12 protein-coding genes are annotated in these 17245 nt (G+C 70.9%); 6 read left to right on the forward strand and 6 right to left on the reverse strand.

What is annotated here, in order from left to right; all coding sequences use genetic code 11:
• Positions 1–14: 14 nt before the first annotated feature.
• Positions 15–4967, reverse strand: coding sequence for an AAA family ATPase (locus tag ACQPXB_RS35405; protein WP_432845911.1), 4953 nt, complete (start codon positions 4965–4967; stop codon positions 15–17).
• Positions 4968–5106: 139 nt separating this feature from the next.
• Between ACQPXB_RS35405 and ACQPXB_RS35410 the strand changes: the two genes are divergently transcribed.
• Positions 5107–5328 carry a hypothetical protein gene (locus ACQPXB_RS35410; protein WP_366586534.1) on the forward strand — a complete coding sequence of 74 codons (222 nt, stop codon included), beginning with the start codon at positions 5107–5109 and terminating at the stop codon, positions 5326–5328.
• Between the two features lie 35 nt (positions 5329–5363).
• On the opposite strand, the gene ACQPXB_RS35415 is transcribed toward ACQPXB_RS35410, so the two are convergent.
• Genes ACQPXB_RS35415 through ACQPXB_RS35430 form a run of 4 tightly spaced genes read right to left on the reverse strand, consistent with a single transcriptional unit; the run spans position 5364 to position 11213 of the window.
• Positions 5364–7094, reverse strand: a complete 1731-nt coding sequence (locus ACQPXB_RS35415; protein ID WP_432845912.1) for an L-lactate permease — start codon at positions 7092–7094, stop codon at positions 5364–5366.
• A 43-nt stretch (positions 7095–7137) separates the two neighbouring features.
• Positions 7138–8454: a (Fe-S)-binding protein gene (locus ACQPXB_RS35420; protein ID WP_432845913.1), complete on the reverse strand. Its 1317-nt coding sequence runs from the start codon at positions 8452–8454 to the stop codon at positions 7138–7140.
• The gene (locus tag ACQPXB_RS35425; RefSeq protein ID WP_432845914.1) at positions 8455–9726 is read right to left on the reverse strand and encodes an FAD-binding oxidoreductase; all 1272 of its coding nucleotides are present in this window, start codon (positions 9724–9726) and stop codon (positions 8455–8457) included.
• Positions 9726–11213 carry an FAD-linked oxidase C-terminal domain-containing protein gene (locus ACQPXB_RS35430; RefSeq protein ID WP_432845915.1) on the reverse strand — a complete coding sequence of 496 codons (1488 nt, stop codon included), beginning with the start codon at positions 11211–11213 and terminating at the stop codon, positions 9726–9728. The genes ACQPXB_RS35425 and ACQPXB_RS35430 overlap by 1 nt, the downstream gene beginning before the upstream one ends.
• A gap of 601 nt (positions 11214–11814) precedes the next feature.
• Here ACQPXB_RS35430 and ACQPXB_RS35435 point away from each other — a divergent pair.
• The 4 genes from ACQPXB_RS35435 to ACQPXB_RS35450 all read left to right on the forward strand — a co-directional run bounded on the left by ACQPXB_RS35435 (position 11815) and on the right by ACQPXB_RS35450 (position 14096).
• A complete protein-coding gene (locus ACQPXB_RS35435) occupies positions 11815–12255 on the forward strand; it encodes a nitroreductase family deazaflavin-dependent oxidoreductase (protein WP_366586545.1) in 441 nt (146 codons plus the stop codon).
• A 179-nt stretch (positions 12256–12434) separates the two neighbouring features.
• A complete protein-coding gene (locus ACQPXB_RS35440; protein ID WP_432845916.1) occupies positions 12435–13391 on the forward strand; it encodes an acyl-CoA dehydrogenase family protein in 957 nt (318 codons plus the stop codon).
• Between the two features lie 6 nt (positions 13392–13397).
• Positions 13398–13637, forward strand: coding sequence for a hypothetical protein (locus ACQPXB_RS35445; RefSeq protein ID WP_432845917.1), 240 nt, complete (start codon positions 13398–13400; stop codon positions 13635–13637).
• A 42-nt stretch (positions 13638–13679) separates the two neighbouring features.
• Positions 13680–14096 (forward strand): RidA family protein, encoded by a 417-nt coding sequence (locus ACQPXB_RS35450; RefSeq protein ID WP_366586549.1) that lies wholly within the window; start codon positions 13680–13682, stop codon positions 14094–14096.
• A 448-nt stretch (positions 14097–14544) separates the two neighbouring features.
• On the opposite strand, the gene ACQPXB_RS35455 is transcribed toward ACQPXB_RS35450, so the two are convergent.
• Positions 14545–15498, reverse strand: a complete 954-nt coding sequence (locus ACQPXB_RS35455) for a helix-turn-helix transcriptional regulator (RefSeq protein WP_386955916.1) — start codon at positions 15496–15498, stop codon at positions 14545–14547.
• A gap of 297 nt (positions 15499–15795) precedes the next feature.
• On the opposite strand from ACQPXB_RS35455, the gene ACQPXB_RS35460 reads away from it, so the two are divergent.
• Positions 15796–17169, forward strand: coding sequence for an FAD-binding oxidoreductase (locus tag ACQPXB_RS35460; RefSeq protein ID WP_432845918.1), 1374 nt, complete (start codon positions 15796–15798; stop codon positions 17167–17169).
• Positions 17170–17245 lie beyond the last annotated feature (76 nt).

Below are 17245 nucleotides of genomic sequence, written 5' to 3' on the forward strand. Positions count from 1 at the left end.
CAGGTCAGCTCCGGTCATGGTGACGACGGTGCCTTGGTTGGGCGGGGTGATCTCTGCTCCGGTCCCGCAAGGGGAAGGGTCACGTGCAGGGCGGTGCCCGCTCCGGTTGGGCTTTCGAGGTGGAGCCGGCCGCCGATGGCTTCGGCGCGGTCTTTGAGGCCGAGCAGCCCGGTGCCCCGGGTGAGGTCGGCGCCACCGACGCCGTCGTCGCGGACCGTGATGCGCAGGACGCCGGTGGCGGGGTCGGGATCGATGGTGACGGCGACCGAGGACGCGCGTGCGTGTTTGGCCGCGTTGGTCAGGGCTTCGGCGATGATGAAGTAGGCGCTGACTTCGATGGGTTCGGGCAGAGGTGGCAGCGGGTGGAGGTCGAGCTCGACCGGGATCGGCGAGCGGCGGGCGAGAGCGCGGACGGCCGGTGCGATTCCGCCGGTGGCCCGGATGCCGGGGTGGAGGCCGTGGGCGATTTCGCGTAGCTCGTCCAGCACGCCGATGGTTTCGCCGGCGAGATTGTCGAGTTCGGTGGCGAGGTGGCCGGTGTCCGGTGGCATCTCGGCTTGGATCGCGCGCAGGCGGAGGGTGAGGGTGACCAGGCGTTGCTGGGCGCCGTCGTGCAGGTCGCGTTCGATGCGTTGGCGTGCTTGGTCGGCGGCGGTGACGATGCGGGCTCGGGAGGCGGTGAGCTGGGTGTAGAGCTGGGCGTTGTCGAGGGAAACGGCGAGTTGGCCGGCGATGAGTTTGACGGCGTCGAGCCGGTCGGCGGTGAACGCGCCGCGGATCAGGCGGTTTTCCAGAAGCAGCGCGGCTCGCAGGACGGCGCGGCTGAGGATGGGGACGGCGAGCAGCGAGCAGCCGGAGAGATCGGTGAAGCACGGGTCGTGGGCGAAGCGTTCATCGTGGGTGACGTCATCGACGACCAGCGGTGTCTCGGTCCGGCGGAGGTAGCGCAGCACCGACATCGGCACCGCGGGGTCGTGACCGGGGGTGCCCGTGGTTTCGGGCAGCAGCCAGTTCTGCTGGTCGTCGCTCCACAGCAGCAGGCGGACGTCGGTGGCCCCGGTCATCGCGCTGAGCACCTCGACGACGCGCGCGTGCAGGCGCTCGATGCTGGTCTCGGAACTCAGTGCCTGGGACGCGGAGAGAATGCCGAGCAGGTCGAGGGTGCCCGTGGTGACTGCGCCGGGTTGATTCAGCAGCTCGCCGGGCTGGTTCAGGGCCGGCCCGAGGCTGGCCTCGAAGTGTCGGCGCAGCGTGGGGTAGGCCCAGTCGAGTTGGGTGACCTTGGCGCTCGCGCCCCAGGCGGCGTAGTGCCGATGGGCCTGGGCGAGCAGTTCGCGACCGGCGTGGTCCAGACCGCGGGCCAGGTGGAAGCGCGCGGCGCGCTCGGTGATCAACGCACGGTGCCAGGGCCTGGCGCGGCGGGAGACCTCGCTGCGGGCCGCGTCGAACGCCAGCTCGGCGGCCTGCACATTACCCGCCGCCCAGGCCCGCTCGGCCTCCATCCACCGCAGCAGGTGCAGGAAATTGTCCGGGGCGTCCGCGGCCCGGGCGGCCAGCCAGCCCGTCACCTCGTCCAGTTCGGACAGCAGCGCGCAGCGTTCGTCGCCGTCGGCCGCGCGGGCGCGCTCGGCGAGGGCCAGCCCGTGCAGCGAGCGGACCACGGCGGTGGGGTAGAAGCCGGCGGCAACCGGGAGCAGCCGCATTCCCGCCGCGCTCTCCCGGATCAGACTGTCCAGATCCCCCGAGACGGCGGCGGCGATCGCGCGAGCGAGATGCGCGTGGAGAAGCGCGAGCGGGTTGTCGGTGAACCGGTCGAGGGTGATCGGGTCGGCAGGGCTGTCGCCGCGGAGCACGTCGGCCAGCCAGCGGTAGGTCTCGAGCACCTGTCCGGTCTGCTCGTTGCCGGTCCGGTGCACGAAGTTCAGTCCACTGTCGACTTCGGCGAGGAGGCTTTCCAGCGACGGGGCGCAGTCCGCCAGGGACCGCACTGTCAAGAGGAAGGTGTAGCCGGCGTTCGTCAGGTCGCCCTCGGCGATCAACCCGTCCCGGGCCCGCTGAGCTTCGTGGACTCCGTTCTCGATCGGCTCCAGCCAGCAGCTGAAGAGGGCGGACCGGTGGCGCGCCCGCGACATGCCGGGCTCGGCGCCGCGGGCCTCGGCCCACGCCAGGAGCCGCTGTGCCGCCCGGTATCCCCCGACGTAGTCGCCGCGCTGCGCCACGGCGCAGTAGGCGGCGGCGCCGGCGGGCCCGAGCAAGGTGGGGCCGGGGCCGTGGTCGATCCAGATCCGCAAGCCTTCCAGCCCGATCCACGCGACCGAGGCGAAATCGGCGGCGAAGTAGGCCGCCAGGAACGCCGCGTCGAGCACGTCGGTCGCGTCCAGGAGCACGGAGTCGGTGAGATCCGGCCGGGCCAGGTCGTCGGCGGGGTCGCTGTGCTCCAGCCAGTGGTGGAGGAGCGCGAACCCCCGGTCGATTTCGGCGGGGAGCCGCTCCGCCGACGGGACGTCGAGCCCGCACTCCCGCAGCGACTGCAGGCTGAGGCTGATCGCCTCCCCGAACCGGCCCTGGTAGCTGAGGCTGCGCACGTGGATCGCGATCGCGCTCGTGCGGTCCGGTGTGCTCGGGCAGAGCCGTTCGATCTCCCGGTACTCGTCGTCGGCCTCTCCCAGGCGGCCCAAGCTGAACAGCGCCGCCTGCCGGGTCCTGCGCAGCTCGAGCGCCACCGCGGTCTGCGCGGGGTCGACCACCTGCAACGCGGCCACCAGGAGCGCGTTCACCAGCGCGTGATCGCCGATCAGCGCGGCCTGGCCGGCCGCGCGCTGCAGCAGCTCGGTCACCTCTCGCCGCTCGGTGAGGTCTTCGACCGCGTCGAGCACCGCCAGGTACTGCTCTGCGGCGACCGCGAACAGGTCAGGTGCTCGGGCCAGCCGTCGTGCCATGGCCAGTTGCAAGGCGCTTCGCCGCTGGGGACTGAGCCCGCGCAGGATGGCCTCGCGGATGCGGTCGTGGCGGAACCGCACGGCGTCGCGCTCCAGGACGAGCAGGCCCTCGTCGGCGGGCGGAGTCAGGCGCTGTGCCACCACGTCGGCCGCTTCGCCGGTGGCGGTCTGCAGCACCTCGGTCTCGACCTGCCCACCCACGCAGGCCATCGCCTCCACCAGCTGCCGCGACGGCGGCGGCAGGGCCCGGATCCGCGACGTCAGCAGGTCGCCGCCCTCCGCCGGGCCCAGGCGGGCGCGCACTACCGCGGGGTCCCACTGCCAGCCTGCGGAGGTCGCGGTGAGGACGCCGTGGTGAGCCAGCGCGGTGAGCAGCTGCACGGTTTCGTAGGGGTTGCCGCGGGTGTGCGGTGCGATCACCCCGACCAGGCCCGTCGCGGCGGCTGCTTCGGCGTGCAGCATGTCGGCGACCAGGGCGATCAGGCTGGGGGTGGGCAGGTTCTCCAGCTGCACGTAACGCACGCCGGCCCGGTCGCGTGACCGCGACAGCGTCGGTGGCTGTGCCGTTTCCCCCTCGTTGTCCCGGTGCACGCCCACCACCAGCAGGCCGGGGATCGGGTCGGTGTCGAGCAACAGGTCGACGAAGCCGAGCGGGCCGGGGCCGGCCCATTGCAGGTCGTCGAGGAACAGCACCAGCGGCCGGTCCGGGGAGGCGACCGCGCGCAGGATGCGAACACTGTTGTGTTGCGCGCGCACTCGTGCGGTGAGGAGATCGCCGGGATCGGGCGGCACGGCCAGCAGGGCGGCGAACTCCGGCACGACGGCGGTGAGCAGGCCCGCGTTCGGGCCGACCGCGTCGGTGATCCGTAGCCGGAGCTGGGCCAGCTCGCTCTCCGGCTGGGCCAGGAGCAACCTGCCGAGCGAGCGGAACGCCTGGAACACCCCGTCGAATTCCAGGTCGCGCCGGTACTGGTCGAACTTGCCGGCCAGGAACCAGCCGCCCCGGCTGGTGACCGCCGGCCGCAGCTCGTGGGCCAGGGCCGTTTTGCCGACCCCGGCCGCACCGCCGATCAGCACTCCCCTGCACCGGCCCGTCAGCGCGTCCTCGAACGCCGCCCGCAACGCGGCCACCTCGATGTCGCGCCCCACCAGCCGTGCCGGGGCGAAGGGCCGGCGCGGGAAGTCGTGGTGCCCGATCGGGATCGGTTCCGTCGCGCGCCCGGTCCGGGCGTCACGCAACCGTTCCAGGTCGTGCGCCACACCCTCCGCGGTCTGGTAGCGGTGGTCGGGCTCCTTTTCCAGGAGGTGCGCGATGATCTCGGACAGCGGGGCGGGAAGGGCCGGGTTCACCTCGGCCGGGGGCGCAGGTACCCGGGCCAGGTGGTCGTGGACCAGTCGCAGCGGGTTGTCGGAGCCGAACGGCGGCGCGCCTGTTGCCAGTTCGTAGAGCGTGGCACCCAGCGCGTAGAGGTCGCTGCGTTGATCCAGCGGACGGCCGGTCCGCCCGGTTTGCTCGGGCGCGAGGTAGGCCAGTGTCCCGACGATGTCGCTGTGGCCGGGGAAGGGTGGGCCGGGGTCGGTGAGGGAGGCGGCGAGCGCGAAGTCGAGCAGGCACGGGGTGCCCTCGGGGGAAAGCACGATGTTCGCGGGGGTGATGTCGCGGTGCAGCACCCCGCGCCGGTGCATGGCCGCCACGGCTCGGGCCACCCCGAGCCCGACCCCGAGCAGGACGTCGACGGGAAGTGGCTCCGCCCGTCCGGCCAGGCTTCGGCCGCCGGCGTCCGCCAGCACGATCGACCCCGCATAGCGCGGCGCGTCCAGCAGCTGGGCGACATTCGGAACCCCGCGAAGCCGCTCCAGCATCGCCCGCTCGTGCCGCAGCCGCTCGGGTGCGTCCGGGCCTAGCGGCTGTTTGCACACCACAGTCCGCTTCCCGAGGAACACCCGGCTTACCCGCGTGCGCCCGGTCTCGCTCAGCACGGCCACCTGCGCGGACGAACCCCGCCCCGGCAGCCCACCAGTGTCCATCCGACACCTCCACGACCCACCGCGACTCCTGCCTACACCTGTTCCGGCCCGATTTCGACCCCCCTCACGCGAAGGTGAACCGATTTCTCGTCCGGCGCTCCGCGAGCTCATTCGCCACTCGGTCGCCGAGGAGCAGTTCATGCACCCGGCGGAGCGGAAGTACCTCTGGAACGGGGACGAGCTGAAGCAGTTCGAACGGCTTCGGCCGGACGATGCGAAGTTCGACGAGCTGATCGACGGACTGATGCGGGACATCCGTCACTACAAAAAGGGGAACGAGCGCGCCGCGCAGGCCGCCCCGCAACGCCCAGTGCCTTACCACCTACGAATGCCACACCGGTCATGTCGGGCGCGACAGTGACAAGACCGGTCGGCCACACCCGACGCCATCCGCGTTCAGGGCACCATCCACGAGAGCACAGGGCTGGACTGCAGGTAGACGAGCACGCACATCACCGCGAGGAAGACCACGCTCCAGAGGAACACCTTGCGGAAGAGGTCGCCCTCCCGTCCGGACATGCCCACGGCCGCCGCGGCGATGGCGAGGTTCTGCGGGCTGATCATCTTGCCGAGCACCCCGCCGGAGGAGTTCGCGGCGGCGAGGAGGGTGGCGCTCAGCTCGGCCTTCTGCGCGGCGACCACCTGCAGCGCGCCGAACAGCGAGTTCGACGACGTGTCGGAGCCGGTCACGGCGACGCCCAGCCAGCCCAGGATCGGCGAAATGAGCGCGAAGATCCCGCCGGCGCCGGCCATCCACGTGCCGAGTGTCGTGGTCTGCCCGCTCGCGTTCATTACGTAGGCGAGTGCGAGCACGGCCATCACGGTCACGATCGCGGGAGCGAGCTGGCGATACGTGGCGAAGTAGGTGCGCAGCGCGGTCACGGGCCGGATGCGGATCACGGGAATCGTGAGCAGCCCGGCGATGATGAGCAGTGTGCCGGCCGCGGCGAGCCAGTCGAACTTGAACATCGGCAGCGTCGACATCTTCCCGCTCGCGGATGTGATGTGCAGCCCGGGCCAGGCGAAGGTGTGCGTGACGCTGGTCAGCGCGTGCTGGATCGCCGGGATCTGCGCGAGCCCGAACACCGCGATGATGATCAGGTAGGGCGAGTAGGCGCGGAACACCTCGGCGCCGCTGTCGCGGCGGCCGGGTTCGGTGTCACCGTCGCCGCCTCCGCGCGGTGGACCGTCGCGGCCCGCCCGGGGAGCCTGCCGGTCGATCGTGGCCGTCGAGGTCGCCTTCGCCTCCGCGGACCCGTCCGTGCCCGCGCCGGTGCGGGTGACCTCGGGGGCGCCGGTCTCGGTGAACCGCTCGACCGGCTGCCAGACCCGCAGGAACAGGACGACCGCGCCGGCGCTCAGCAGCGAGGCGATGATGTCGGTGAGCGGTGCGCTCACGTAGTTCGAGATCGCGAACTGCGCGACCGCGAAGACCACGCCGCAGACGAGCGCCACCGGCCAGGTCTGGCGGACGCCGCGGGTGCCGTCGATGATGAACACGAGCGCGAGCGGGACGACGAACCCCAGCACCGGGGTCTGGCGTCCGACCATTGCGGACAGGTCGTGCAGCGGCAGCCCGGTGACGGTGGCCAGCGTGGTGATCGGCACGGCCAGAGCGCCGAAGGCGACGGGTGCGGTATTGGCGACGAGTGCGACCACCGCGGCCTTCAAGGGCCGGAAGCCCAGCGCGATCAGCATGACGCTGGTGATGGCGACCGGGGTGCCGAACCCGGCCAGCGCTTCGAGCAGCGCGCCGAAGGAAAACGCGACGATCACACCCTGGATCCGCTGGTCGTCGCTGACCCGCGAGAACGAGCGACGCAGCACGTCGAAATGTCCGGTGTGGACAGTCATGTTGTAGATCCAGATCGCGTTGATGACGATCCACAGGATGGGGAAGAACCCGAACGCCGCACCTTCTGCCGCCGCGAGGAACGCCGGGCCGGCCGGCATCGGGTAGACGAAGATCGCGATCGCGAGCGCGACCGCGAGTGAGATCAGCGCCGCGAGCCACGCCGTCATGCGGAGGATGCCGAGCAGGACGAACAGCACGATCAGCGGGATGGCCGCCACGAGCGACGACCAAGCGAGTGAACCCGCAACGGGATCGAGAATCTGCGTGTACATGCGTCACCTCATCGTTGAGGACGACAACGGGGGATTTGCCGGCTTACGCCCCGGAGCGGGACCGCCCGACAGCGTCGGCTGCCAGGCCACGGATCGACGCGTCGAGGACCTCGACGGTGTGGGCGACCTTCAGCTGCGCGCCGAGCCGTTCGGCGGACGCGGCCAGCTGCATCAGGCAGCCCGGGTTGGCCGTCACCAGCAGGGGTGCGCCGGTGGCGAGAACGTTGCGTGCCTTGCGATCGCCCAGTTCCCCCGCGGCCTCGGGCTGAAGGATGTTGTAGATCCCCGCGGAACCACAGCACAGTTCGGCTTCGGCGATCTCCCGCAGCAGAAGCTCCGGGATGTCCCGCAAGAGCGCGCGGGGCTGCGTGCGGATCGCCTGCGCGTGCCCGAGGTGGCAGGCGTCGTGGTACGCGATCATGACCGGCAGCGGGTGGCGGGTCGCCACCGTTCCCCGCTCCACGAGGAATTCCGTGATGTCACGGACTCCGTCGGCGAATCCTCTCGCGCGCTCGGCGTAGGCGGGATCGTCGGCGAGGAGGTCCGCGTACTGCTTCATCGCCGAACCACAGCCGGCGGCGTTGACCACGACCTGATCGACCCCGGCGGCCTCGAACGTGTCGATCAGCTTGCGGGCGAAGGCTTGCGCCTCTTCCTCCCGTCCGTTGTGGACACTCAGCGCACCGCAGCACCCCTGCCCGGCGGGCGCGATCACGTCGAAGCCTTCCGCGGTCAGCACGCGGGCGGTCGCCGCGTTGACGCCGGGGAAGAACTCCCGCTGCACGCAGCCCAGGAGCATGCCGACGGTGCCTCGCTTCGCACCTTGGGCGGAAGACCGCTCCGGAACCTGCTCGAACGGCTCGAGCTCCGGTGCCAGCGACTCCAGCGCCGCCAGCGCCGGGAATGTCCTGCGCAGCAGGCCGCCGCGGCGCAACCGGCGACTGAGCGCGGTGGCCTGGTAGGCCCGCAACGGGCCGCGCAGGGCGTGCAGCCGCTTGGCGTAGGGGAAGACGCTGAAGATCGCGCGGCGGATCAGCCGGTCGCGGGCGGGGCGGTGGTGACGCCGCTCCACCTGCGCGCGGGTGGCTTCGATGAGCTTGTCGTACTGCACCCCGGACGGGCACGCGGTCACGCAGGCCATGCAGCCGAGGCAGGCGTCGAAGTGCTGCACCATCTCGGGTGTCATCGGCTCGCCGCCGAGACCCATTTCCATCAGGTAGATCCGCCCGCGGGGCGAGTCCATCTCCTCGCCCCACAACGTGTACGTGGGGCAGGTCGGCAGGCAGAACCCGCAGTGCACGCAGTCACCGATGAGCGCCGCGGACGGCGGGTGGTGGTCATCGAAGGCAGGTTCGGACACCTAGATCCCTCCTGCGAAACGCCCGGGAGCGAGCCGGTGCTCCGGATCGAACTGGTCTTTCACCCGACGCATCAAGCTCAACCCCCGTACCGGCCCCCACGGGTCGAGCGCCGCCTTCACCGCAGGCGGAGCGTCCAGCACGACGACATCCCCACCCCAGGTGGCCGACCGGTCGCGCAAGACCTGGACCAGCTCGGCGATCACGGCGGGCTCGGCGGCACCCTGCACCGCGGCGTACAGGAGACCGACGCCGGCCGAGCCACGGGCCGAGATCGGCAGACGGTGGCGCCGCGCCTGCTCGTCGAGTGTGTTCAGCAGGGCCGGCAGGCCGGTGATCTGGTGTGTGAGGCGCAGGGCCACGCCGTCTCGCTGCCAGGGGGCTCGGCCCCACCACTCCGGCGCGGCGTCGCGCGGTTCGGCGCCGGCCCCGAGCAGTTCGAGGAACTTCCCGACCCGGCCGGCGACTCCCTGCGGGAAGCCCTCGACGAGCACCGCGAGCGTCCCCGTCGCGCCGGCCGGGCGGTCGAGTTCGACCGCGTTCGGCACGAGCTGGGCGTGCAGAACCCGGCGCAGACGCTCGTACGCGACGCCTGTCGAGTCCACCGGCACCACGACCCAGCGGGCCAGCACCGGTCGCGGGTGCAGCCGGAACACCGCCTCGGTGACCAGGCCGAGCGTGCCCCAGGAGCCGGCGAACAGCTTACCGAGGTCGTAGCCCGCGACGTTCTTCACGACCTTTCCGCCGGCCTTCGCCACCACGCCGTCGGCTCGGACGACCGTGATGCCGATGAGCAGGTCGCGCACCGCGCCGTGGGAGAAGCGCAGCGGGCCGGACGCGGCGGTCGCGATGAGCCCGCCTGCCGTTCCGGAGCCGGCCGCACCGGGCGGCACCACCGGATCGAGCCCGAGCCGCTGGCCCGCGGGGGCGAGGCGCTCCTGCAGCGTCGAGAGGCGGAGGCCGGCGTCCACGTGGACGACGAGGTCGCCGGCGCGGTGCTCGACGACGCGGTCCATGCGGCCGGTGTCCACGACCAGGTCGGCCTTCGCGGGCCGTTGACCCCAGCCGAGTTTCGTGCCCGAGCCTCGGGCGACGACGGCGAGGCGGTTGCCGGCGGCGATCCGCATGACCTCCGCCGCTTCCGCGGTGCTGGCCGGTGCCGCGACGAAGGCCGGTGCGATCCCGTCGACCTCGTCGCCTGCCTCTGCGGGCCGGGCGTGCTTCGCAGTCGCCGCACACAGCGCGTCCAGCACCGCCGGATCGGGCCCGCTCATCAGAAGACCTCGGCGATTCCGGCTTCCTGCAAGGGATGCGCGCCCTTGTGCCGGCCCGGCACCTCGCCGCACAGCCGCGGCGTCGGGAACACCTTGCCGGGATTGGCCAGTCCGGCCGGATCGAACGCGCAGCGCACCAGCTGCATCGTGTCGAGGTCCGCCTCGGTGAACATCCGCGGCATGAACTTCGCCTTGTCCGAACCGACGCCGTGCTCGCCGGTGATCGATCCGCCGTACTCGATGCAGAGGTCGAGGATCGCTCCCGAAACCTCCTCGGCGCGCTCGGCTTCGCCGGGCACCGCGTCGTCGAAGAGCACCAGCGGGTGCAGGTTGCCGTCCCCGGCGTGGAAGACGTTGGCGACCCGGACGCCGCTGCTGCGCGAGAGCTCCGTCATCCGGTGCAGCACCTCGGGCAACGCCGTGCGTGGGATGACGCCGTCCTGGACGATGTAGTCGGGACTGATCCTCCCGACGGCGGCGAACGCCGACTTGCGCCCCTTCCAGAACAACGCGCGTTCCACGTCGTCCTCGGCGATGCGGATCTCGAAAGCCCGGTGCGTGCGGCAGTGCCGCTCGACCTCCTCGAACTGCCGCTCGACCTCGTCCGCCGGTCCGTCCAGCTCCACGATCAGCACCGCACCCGCACCACCGGGGTAGTCACAGTGCACGGCCGCTTCGGCCGCCTCGATCGCGAGCGCGTCCATCATCTCGATCGCCGCGGGCACGACTCCGGCGCCGATGATCTCCGAAACCGCCGCGCCGGCGTCGTCGGTGCTCGGGAAGGCCGCGAGCAGCGTGCGGACCGCTTCCGGCAGCCGGGTGAGCCGCACCGTCACCTCGGTGGCGATGCCGAGCGTGCCTTCCGAACCCACGATGGCCCCGAGCAGGTCGTACCCCGTGGGGTCGGGCGCCTTGCCACCGAGTCGCACGGCTTCGCCGTCGGCGGTCACGAAGGTGATCCCGGTGACGTGGTTGGTGGTGAACCCGTACTTCAGGCAGTGCGCGCCACCCGAGTTCTCCGCGACGTTGCCGCCGATCGAGCACACCTGCTGGCTCGAGGGATCCGGCGCGTAGTAGTAGCCCTCGGGCTTCGCGGCCCGGGAGACGTCCAGGTTGATCACCCCCGGCTCGACCACCGCACGCTGATTCTCGCGATCGATCTCGACGATGTGCCGCATCCGCGAGGTGACGATGAGGACCCCGTCGGCGCGCGGCAGCGCGCCACCGGAGAGGCCCGTGCCGGACCCGCGCGCGACGAACGGCACGCCGCCCTCCGCGCAGGCGCGCACAGTCTCCACGACGGCGGCCGTGTCCCGCGCGAGCACGGCGAGCGCGGGCGTGACCTTGTAGTGCGCGAGGCCGTCGCACTCGTAGGTGCGCAGCCGCTGGTGATCGTCGATGACCGAATCGCGACCCAACGCCGCCCGCAGGCGCTCGGCCAGCGCCGCGATCCCTGGTCGCACGTCTCGGGGTTCGTAGGTCGTCATGCGCGCCCTCCCGGCCCGCTTGACTGCGGATACGGACGGCTTTCCGAGCTACAGAAAGCAAACTCTGGCTACCGAAACCGTAAAACGCTGCGGAGGGCTAGTCAACTCAGGCCGCCACGAACCTCGCCGGGGCTGTTGGAGGCCGCTGCGAAATTCCAGGCCGAAGAGCGCCTGACAGGTGCCTTTGGCGGCGGACGGGGCCTCGCACGCCGTTTTACCTCGGTCGCGGACCGTCGCCACATCAGCGCCGACCCGGTGGTGCCGGGTGACCCGCGCACAGGCCGTAGCCGACTTCGCGAACACGGTCACGGTGTAGCTCTCGCTCACCGAAGCGGTGCGCCCGCCGGATTGCGGCAAGGTGCTCACCGTGGCCTCCAGGCACAGACTTCGGAGACCCGCCCCGGAGTTCACCCGCGCCGCTCCGGGCGGAACCGACACAAGAGGAACCCGCTCGGAAGTCGACCGCCGCCGACCGAGCGGCGTCACCGTGCCCGGTGACGCCGCTCGGTGTCCGGTACCGCGGGACGCGAATCGTCCGATGTGGACGCCGGCGTGCCAAGATCACGGCGCCCCGAGAACCCCCGAACCGGAAGGACCGGTCATGACTTCGGCCGCCGACTTCAACTCCACCGTCATCGACGAGTTCCGCGCCAACGCCGGCAAGGTCGGCGGCATGTTCGCCGGCATGGACATGGCGCTGATCACGACCACGGGCGCCAAGACCGGCACGGTGCGCACCACCCCGCTCAGCCACCTGGCCGACGGGGACCGGATCGTCGTCATCGCCTCCAACGGCGGCGCCGACACCAACCCGGCCTGGTTCCACAACGTCAAGGCCAACCCGGCCGTCACCGTCGAAGTCGGCGCCGAGACCTTCGAGGCCACCGCCGAACCCCTCGAATCCGGCCCCGAACGCGACGCCCTGTTCGCTCGCTTCGCGGACAACTTCGCCCGGCTCACCGCCGGCACCACCGGCTTCCCCGACCACGGCACGACCACTCGCGTCATCCCGGTCGTGGTCCTGCACCGCGTCTCCGCCTGACCACTTCGCAGGGCCGCCGGTTCGAAGCCGGCGATCAATCGGGCAAGACTGATAAGCGTTCGACTGCAATCGTTTCCATCCATCTTACTTGCAAATCCGGCGGACAGGTCTGCTAACGTTTGCAGTTGAACTTTCAAGTCGCTCGGATAGCAGGAGCGGCACCCTCCTGAGAGGTACTGATGGCGACAAGTATCGATTCTGACGTCATTCCCGACTCGCGCCGGCTGTCCGACGAGCTCGTCGCCCGCGCCGCCGGTCTGCGGGACGTGCTGCGGCAAGGCGGGCAGTTCGCCGACGACAACCGGACCCTGTCCCCCGAGGTTGTCGACGCGCTGCAGGCCGCGGACCTTTACCGCCTCTGCGTTCCGAAGCGGTTCGGCGGGCTCGAGGCGGATGTCCGCACCCTCGTCGAGACGACGGCGGAGGTCGCCCGCGGCGACGGCTCCGCGGGCTGGGTCCACGCACTGATCAACTCGGCGGCCTGGATCGCCTCCACCTACTCCGAACAGGCCCAGCAGGACGTCTGGGGCACGAACCCGGATGCGCGCCTGTGCACCGTCCTGAACCCGGTGGAAGACGTCCGCCGCGTCGACGGTGGCTACGTGGTGAGCGGCAAGTGGCCCTTCGCCAGCGGCTCGGCGCACTCGCAGTGGGCGCACCTCGGCGTGATGACGCCTGACGACGAGGGAAATCGCGTGCAGAACCTGGCGCTGTTCCCCATGGACGAGCTCGAGATCGTGGACACCTGGTTCGTCGTGGGGATGCGCGGCACCGCCAGCAACACGCTCGTCGCCCGCGACGTTTTCGTTCCCGATCACCGCGTCCAGCGGTACGACGACCTCGCCGCCGACATCTACGCGACCTCGTCCGAGGCACCCGTTCACCGCGAGTCGTTCCTGCCGGTCCTCGGCGTTGTGCTGTGCGGTGCCCAGCTGGGCCTCGCGCAGGCCGCCGTCGACCTGACGCTCGCGAACTTGCCGCGGCGTACGGTGATGTACTCGAAGTACGACCACGCCGTGGACGCGCCGGCCAACCGGACCGGGATCGCCGAGGCGGTGTCGTCGGTCGACATCGCCACGATGGTCGCCCGGCGCGCGTGTGACGACATCGTGCGCCTCGCCCACGAAGGCGCGTAGCCCGGCTTGGTCGTCCGCGCTCGCATCCGGATGGACACCGGGCTCGCGATCACCTACAGCCGCGGTGCGATCAACCGCACGCTGACGATGAACGGCGCCGGCAGCTTCGCGACGGGCAACCCGTTGCAGCGCATCTGGCGCGATTCCGAGGCCGCCAGCCGCCACGGCCTCATCCAGCCCGAGATCGCGACGGAGATCTACGGCCGGGCGTTGTTCGGCGACGACGAGTTCGTCATGCCCATCTGAGCGGTTCCCATTCACCCCACGAGAAAGGACACAGGTCCACGAATGACCACCGACGACAAGCCCTTCACCGTGATCGACGAAACGGGAGAGAAGACCGGCGTCTCCGGCCTGCCCCTGGTCCCGGCGATCCGGATTCCGGCCGGCGCGGATCTGATCTACGTCTCCGGCGTCCTCGGCGGCCCGAAGAACCCTGACGACCCGACGGACCTGCGCTCCGAGATGCACCGGCTGTTCGCCAATCTCGAGCACGTCCTCGCCCTGTCGGGAGCGACGATCGCGGACGTGATCAACGTCGGCAAGTTCCTCGTCGACGTCGACCGGGACAACGAGATCGTCGTCGAGGTCATGCGCGAGTACTTCAAGCGGATGCCGACCTCGACGACCGTCGAGGTGTCGCGCCTCGTCCCGCCGAACCTGCGGGTCGAGGTCAGCGCGATCGCGGCCGTCCGCCCGGCCTGACCCGCGCCGGTGTGACGCGGCCGGAGCGATCCGGCCGCGTCACCTCAAGCCAACGCGTTTCGCGCGAGTTCGGGGCCCAACCGGAAATAGTGTTACAGCCAGACCCGGGCGGAATCGACTACTCGGCGTCGTCCGAGCGCGACGTGGATCTCGGCGATGAGCAACGGCGCCCCGTCCCGTCGCGCCGAAGCCCAGTTGTCGCACACGAGGTCGAACAATGCGGCCGTGCGATCCGGGGATTCGGGGATTCGGAACAGAAGTGCCGGCCCGACGGACAACGGAGTGCCAGCACGATCGGATCCGGTGTGTCGAAGCGGATCCGGTCCGGCACGCTGATCCTCGTGAAGGGCATCGCGTCCAGGTTGCACGCCCCGTTCACCGCCGATCGAGGATCCGAGAACGGTGCCGAAATTCCCCACTTCATCCGCTCGGGCTCACCTTCGGCAGGTCAGCGGAGTCCGCCGAGCACCGAGGTCAGTTCGCCTCGGCTGTTGACCCCGAGTTTGTCGTAGATCGCCTTCAGGTGGTCGGCGACGGTGTGGCGGGTGATGAACAAGGCGCTCGCCAGCTCGACATTCGTGAGGCCTTTCGCGGCCAGGGCCGCGACCTCCCGTTCGCGCGCGGACAGTTTGTGGGCCCGCATCAACAGCGGTCGCAAATCCGCCTGGCAGGCGGGTTCGATGGTCACCGCGATGGCCCCGTCGCCCAGTGCCGAGCCGCCGGACAGCCTCGCCGCGCGCAGGAGAAGCCAGGTTCCGTCGTCGGCGCGGATGCGCAGCTGGGGTGTCGAGGGTGGCAGGACATCGGGACCGAGGCGGGCCGCGATCGCGTAGACGAACCCGGGGAGGGGATCGCCCCCGGGGGCGGGCTGCGGAAGGCGGGAGAGCCAGCGGTCCGCCTCCGGCGTCGACGCCACCGGGGCGAGCCCGCGATCGAGGATCAGCGTTCCGGCCTCGTCGCCGCTCGGGCGCTCCCCCGCCGGATCGATCGTGCTCCGCCGCAGGCGGCGGCCCAGGGTCGGCGCGATCTTCAGGACGGCGTCGACATCGGCCGCGGAGAACCGGCGACCGTCGTGATCGCGGAACAGGTGCAATATCCCCCAGCAGGCACCGTCCGCGCCGAGGGCGACGGAGAGCCCGTCGCGAAGTCCGCCCGGCTCACCCATTTCCCACCAGTACGACTCGCGCCGTGGCAGCCCTTCGGCGTCGACACTCGTGAAGGCGAAGCCCCGGCCGGTCAATTCCCGGTACTCGCCCGACGACGCCCAGGAAGTCTGCAACCGGCGCTGCTGCAACCCGAGGACCGAGTTGTCACCCACGGTCCACGAGGGAGCCCAGGTCATCGGATCGATCAGGCTCCAGCACATCGAATCGAAGCCCACGATCCGGCGCAGCTCGGGCACCGCGGACCACTGGAACGCCTCGCACGTCGACCGCGCGTCCGCCATCCGCTCGATCGCCGCGTACGCGTCGGCGGTCACCGGCGTCATCCGAGTCCTTTCCCCGCCCCAGGTACCCGCCACCAAAATAATGCGGAAAATGACCGCCGGGCAAAGTGACTCCCAACACCCCTATACTTTGATCGAGGTTTATTTCCGGCACCACCGTCCACTGTGTCCGACTGTTCCGGACGGATTCCCGTTCGAATCCCCTGTTCACGGGATTCCGGTCCGCCGGATTCGCATGCCAGCATCGCGCACATGGTTATCAGAGATCTGGCGCAATGGGCGCAAAATTTGCAGGGCGCGGTCATCGGGACCGATGACGAACGGTTCGAGCGCGCCGGCAAGCCGTGGAACCTGACGGTCGAGCAGCGTCCGGCCGCGGTCGTGGCGGCCACCGGCGTCGAGGACGTGGTGGCCACGGTGAAGTTCGCCGCCGAGCACGGCATCCGGGTCGCACCGCAGGGCACCGGCCACGGCGCGATCGACTCCTACGACGGCGCCCTCCTGCTGCGCACCGGCGAGCTGAACGCGATCGCCATCGACCCGGCCCGGCGCCGGGCCCGCGTCGGTTCGGGGGTGCGGTGGCAAGATCTGCAGCAAGCGTGCACCCCGCACGGCCTCAGCGGCCTGGCGACGAACGTCCCCAGCGCCGGGGTCACCGGGTACACCCTGGGCGGAGGGCTCGGGCTGTTCGCCCGGCGGCACGGCCTCGCCGCGCACGGAGTGGTCTCCGCCGAGCTGGTCACCGGCGAAGGGCAGCGGTTGCGCGTGGAGGCCGAGCACCACGCCGACCTGTGGTGGGCGCTGCGCGGGGGCGGCACCCCGCCGGGCATCGTGACCGAGCTGGAGATCGAGCTCGCTCCGGTTCCCGAGCTCTTCGCGGGCGACCTGATCTGGCCGGTCGACGCGGCACTCGACCTGTTCGCCGCCTACCGGACGTGGTCCTCGACGCTGCCGGAGGAAATGACGACGGCGATCGGCGTGCACCAGTTCCCGCCGCTGCCCTCGGTGCCGGAGCCGATTCGCGGGCAGCGCGCGGTCACCCTGACGGTCTGCCACCTGGGCACGGCGGACGAGGCGCGGCGGTTGCTGCTTCCGATGCTCGAAGTCGCCCAGCCGATGCTCGATTCCACCCGGCCCCGCACGCCCGACGACCTCGACCTGGCCGGCGTCCCCGTCGACGGCGCGCCGGTCGTGATCCGCACCGAGATTCTGGACGACCTGCCGGAGTCGGCGCTGAGCGCGGTGACCGACCTCGGTCCGCAGGGCAGCCCGCTGTCCGTCGTCGAGTTCCGCCGCCTCGGCGGAGCCCTGAACCGGCCGGCCGAGGCACCCGCCGCCCTCGACCGGGTCGAGGGCGAGTACTTCCTCGAGAGCGTCGGGCTGATCTTCCGGCCCGAGGACGTGGCCGCCCTGGCCGAGGAGCAGGGGCGCGTCCTCGATGCGCTCAAGCCGGCCGCGACGGGACGGACGTTCCGCACCTTCGCGAGCGCCGACGACCGCGCCGTCGACCGGTTCTTCGCGCCCGATGTCGCCGCACGCCTGGGCGGGATCGCCCGGCACTACGATCCCGGCGCCGTCATCCACGACCCGCTCGGCCTTCGCTCGATCGGGGACCCCCGAGCCTGAAGCGTGGCACTCCGGCGCAGACCCGCCAGCCGCAAAGTCTGCGCCGGAGTGCGCGGGTCCCAGGAGCGAAACGATC

The sequence above is a fragment of the Amycolatopsis sp. CA-161197 genome, assembly GCF_050942255.1.
Lineage (GTDB): Bacteria > Actinomycetota > Actinomycetes > Mycobacteriales > Pseudonocardiaceae > Amycolatopsis.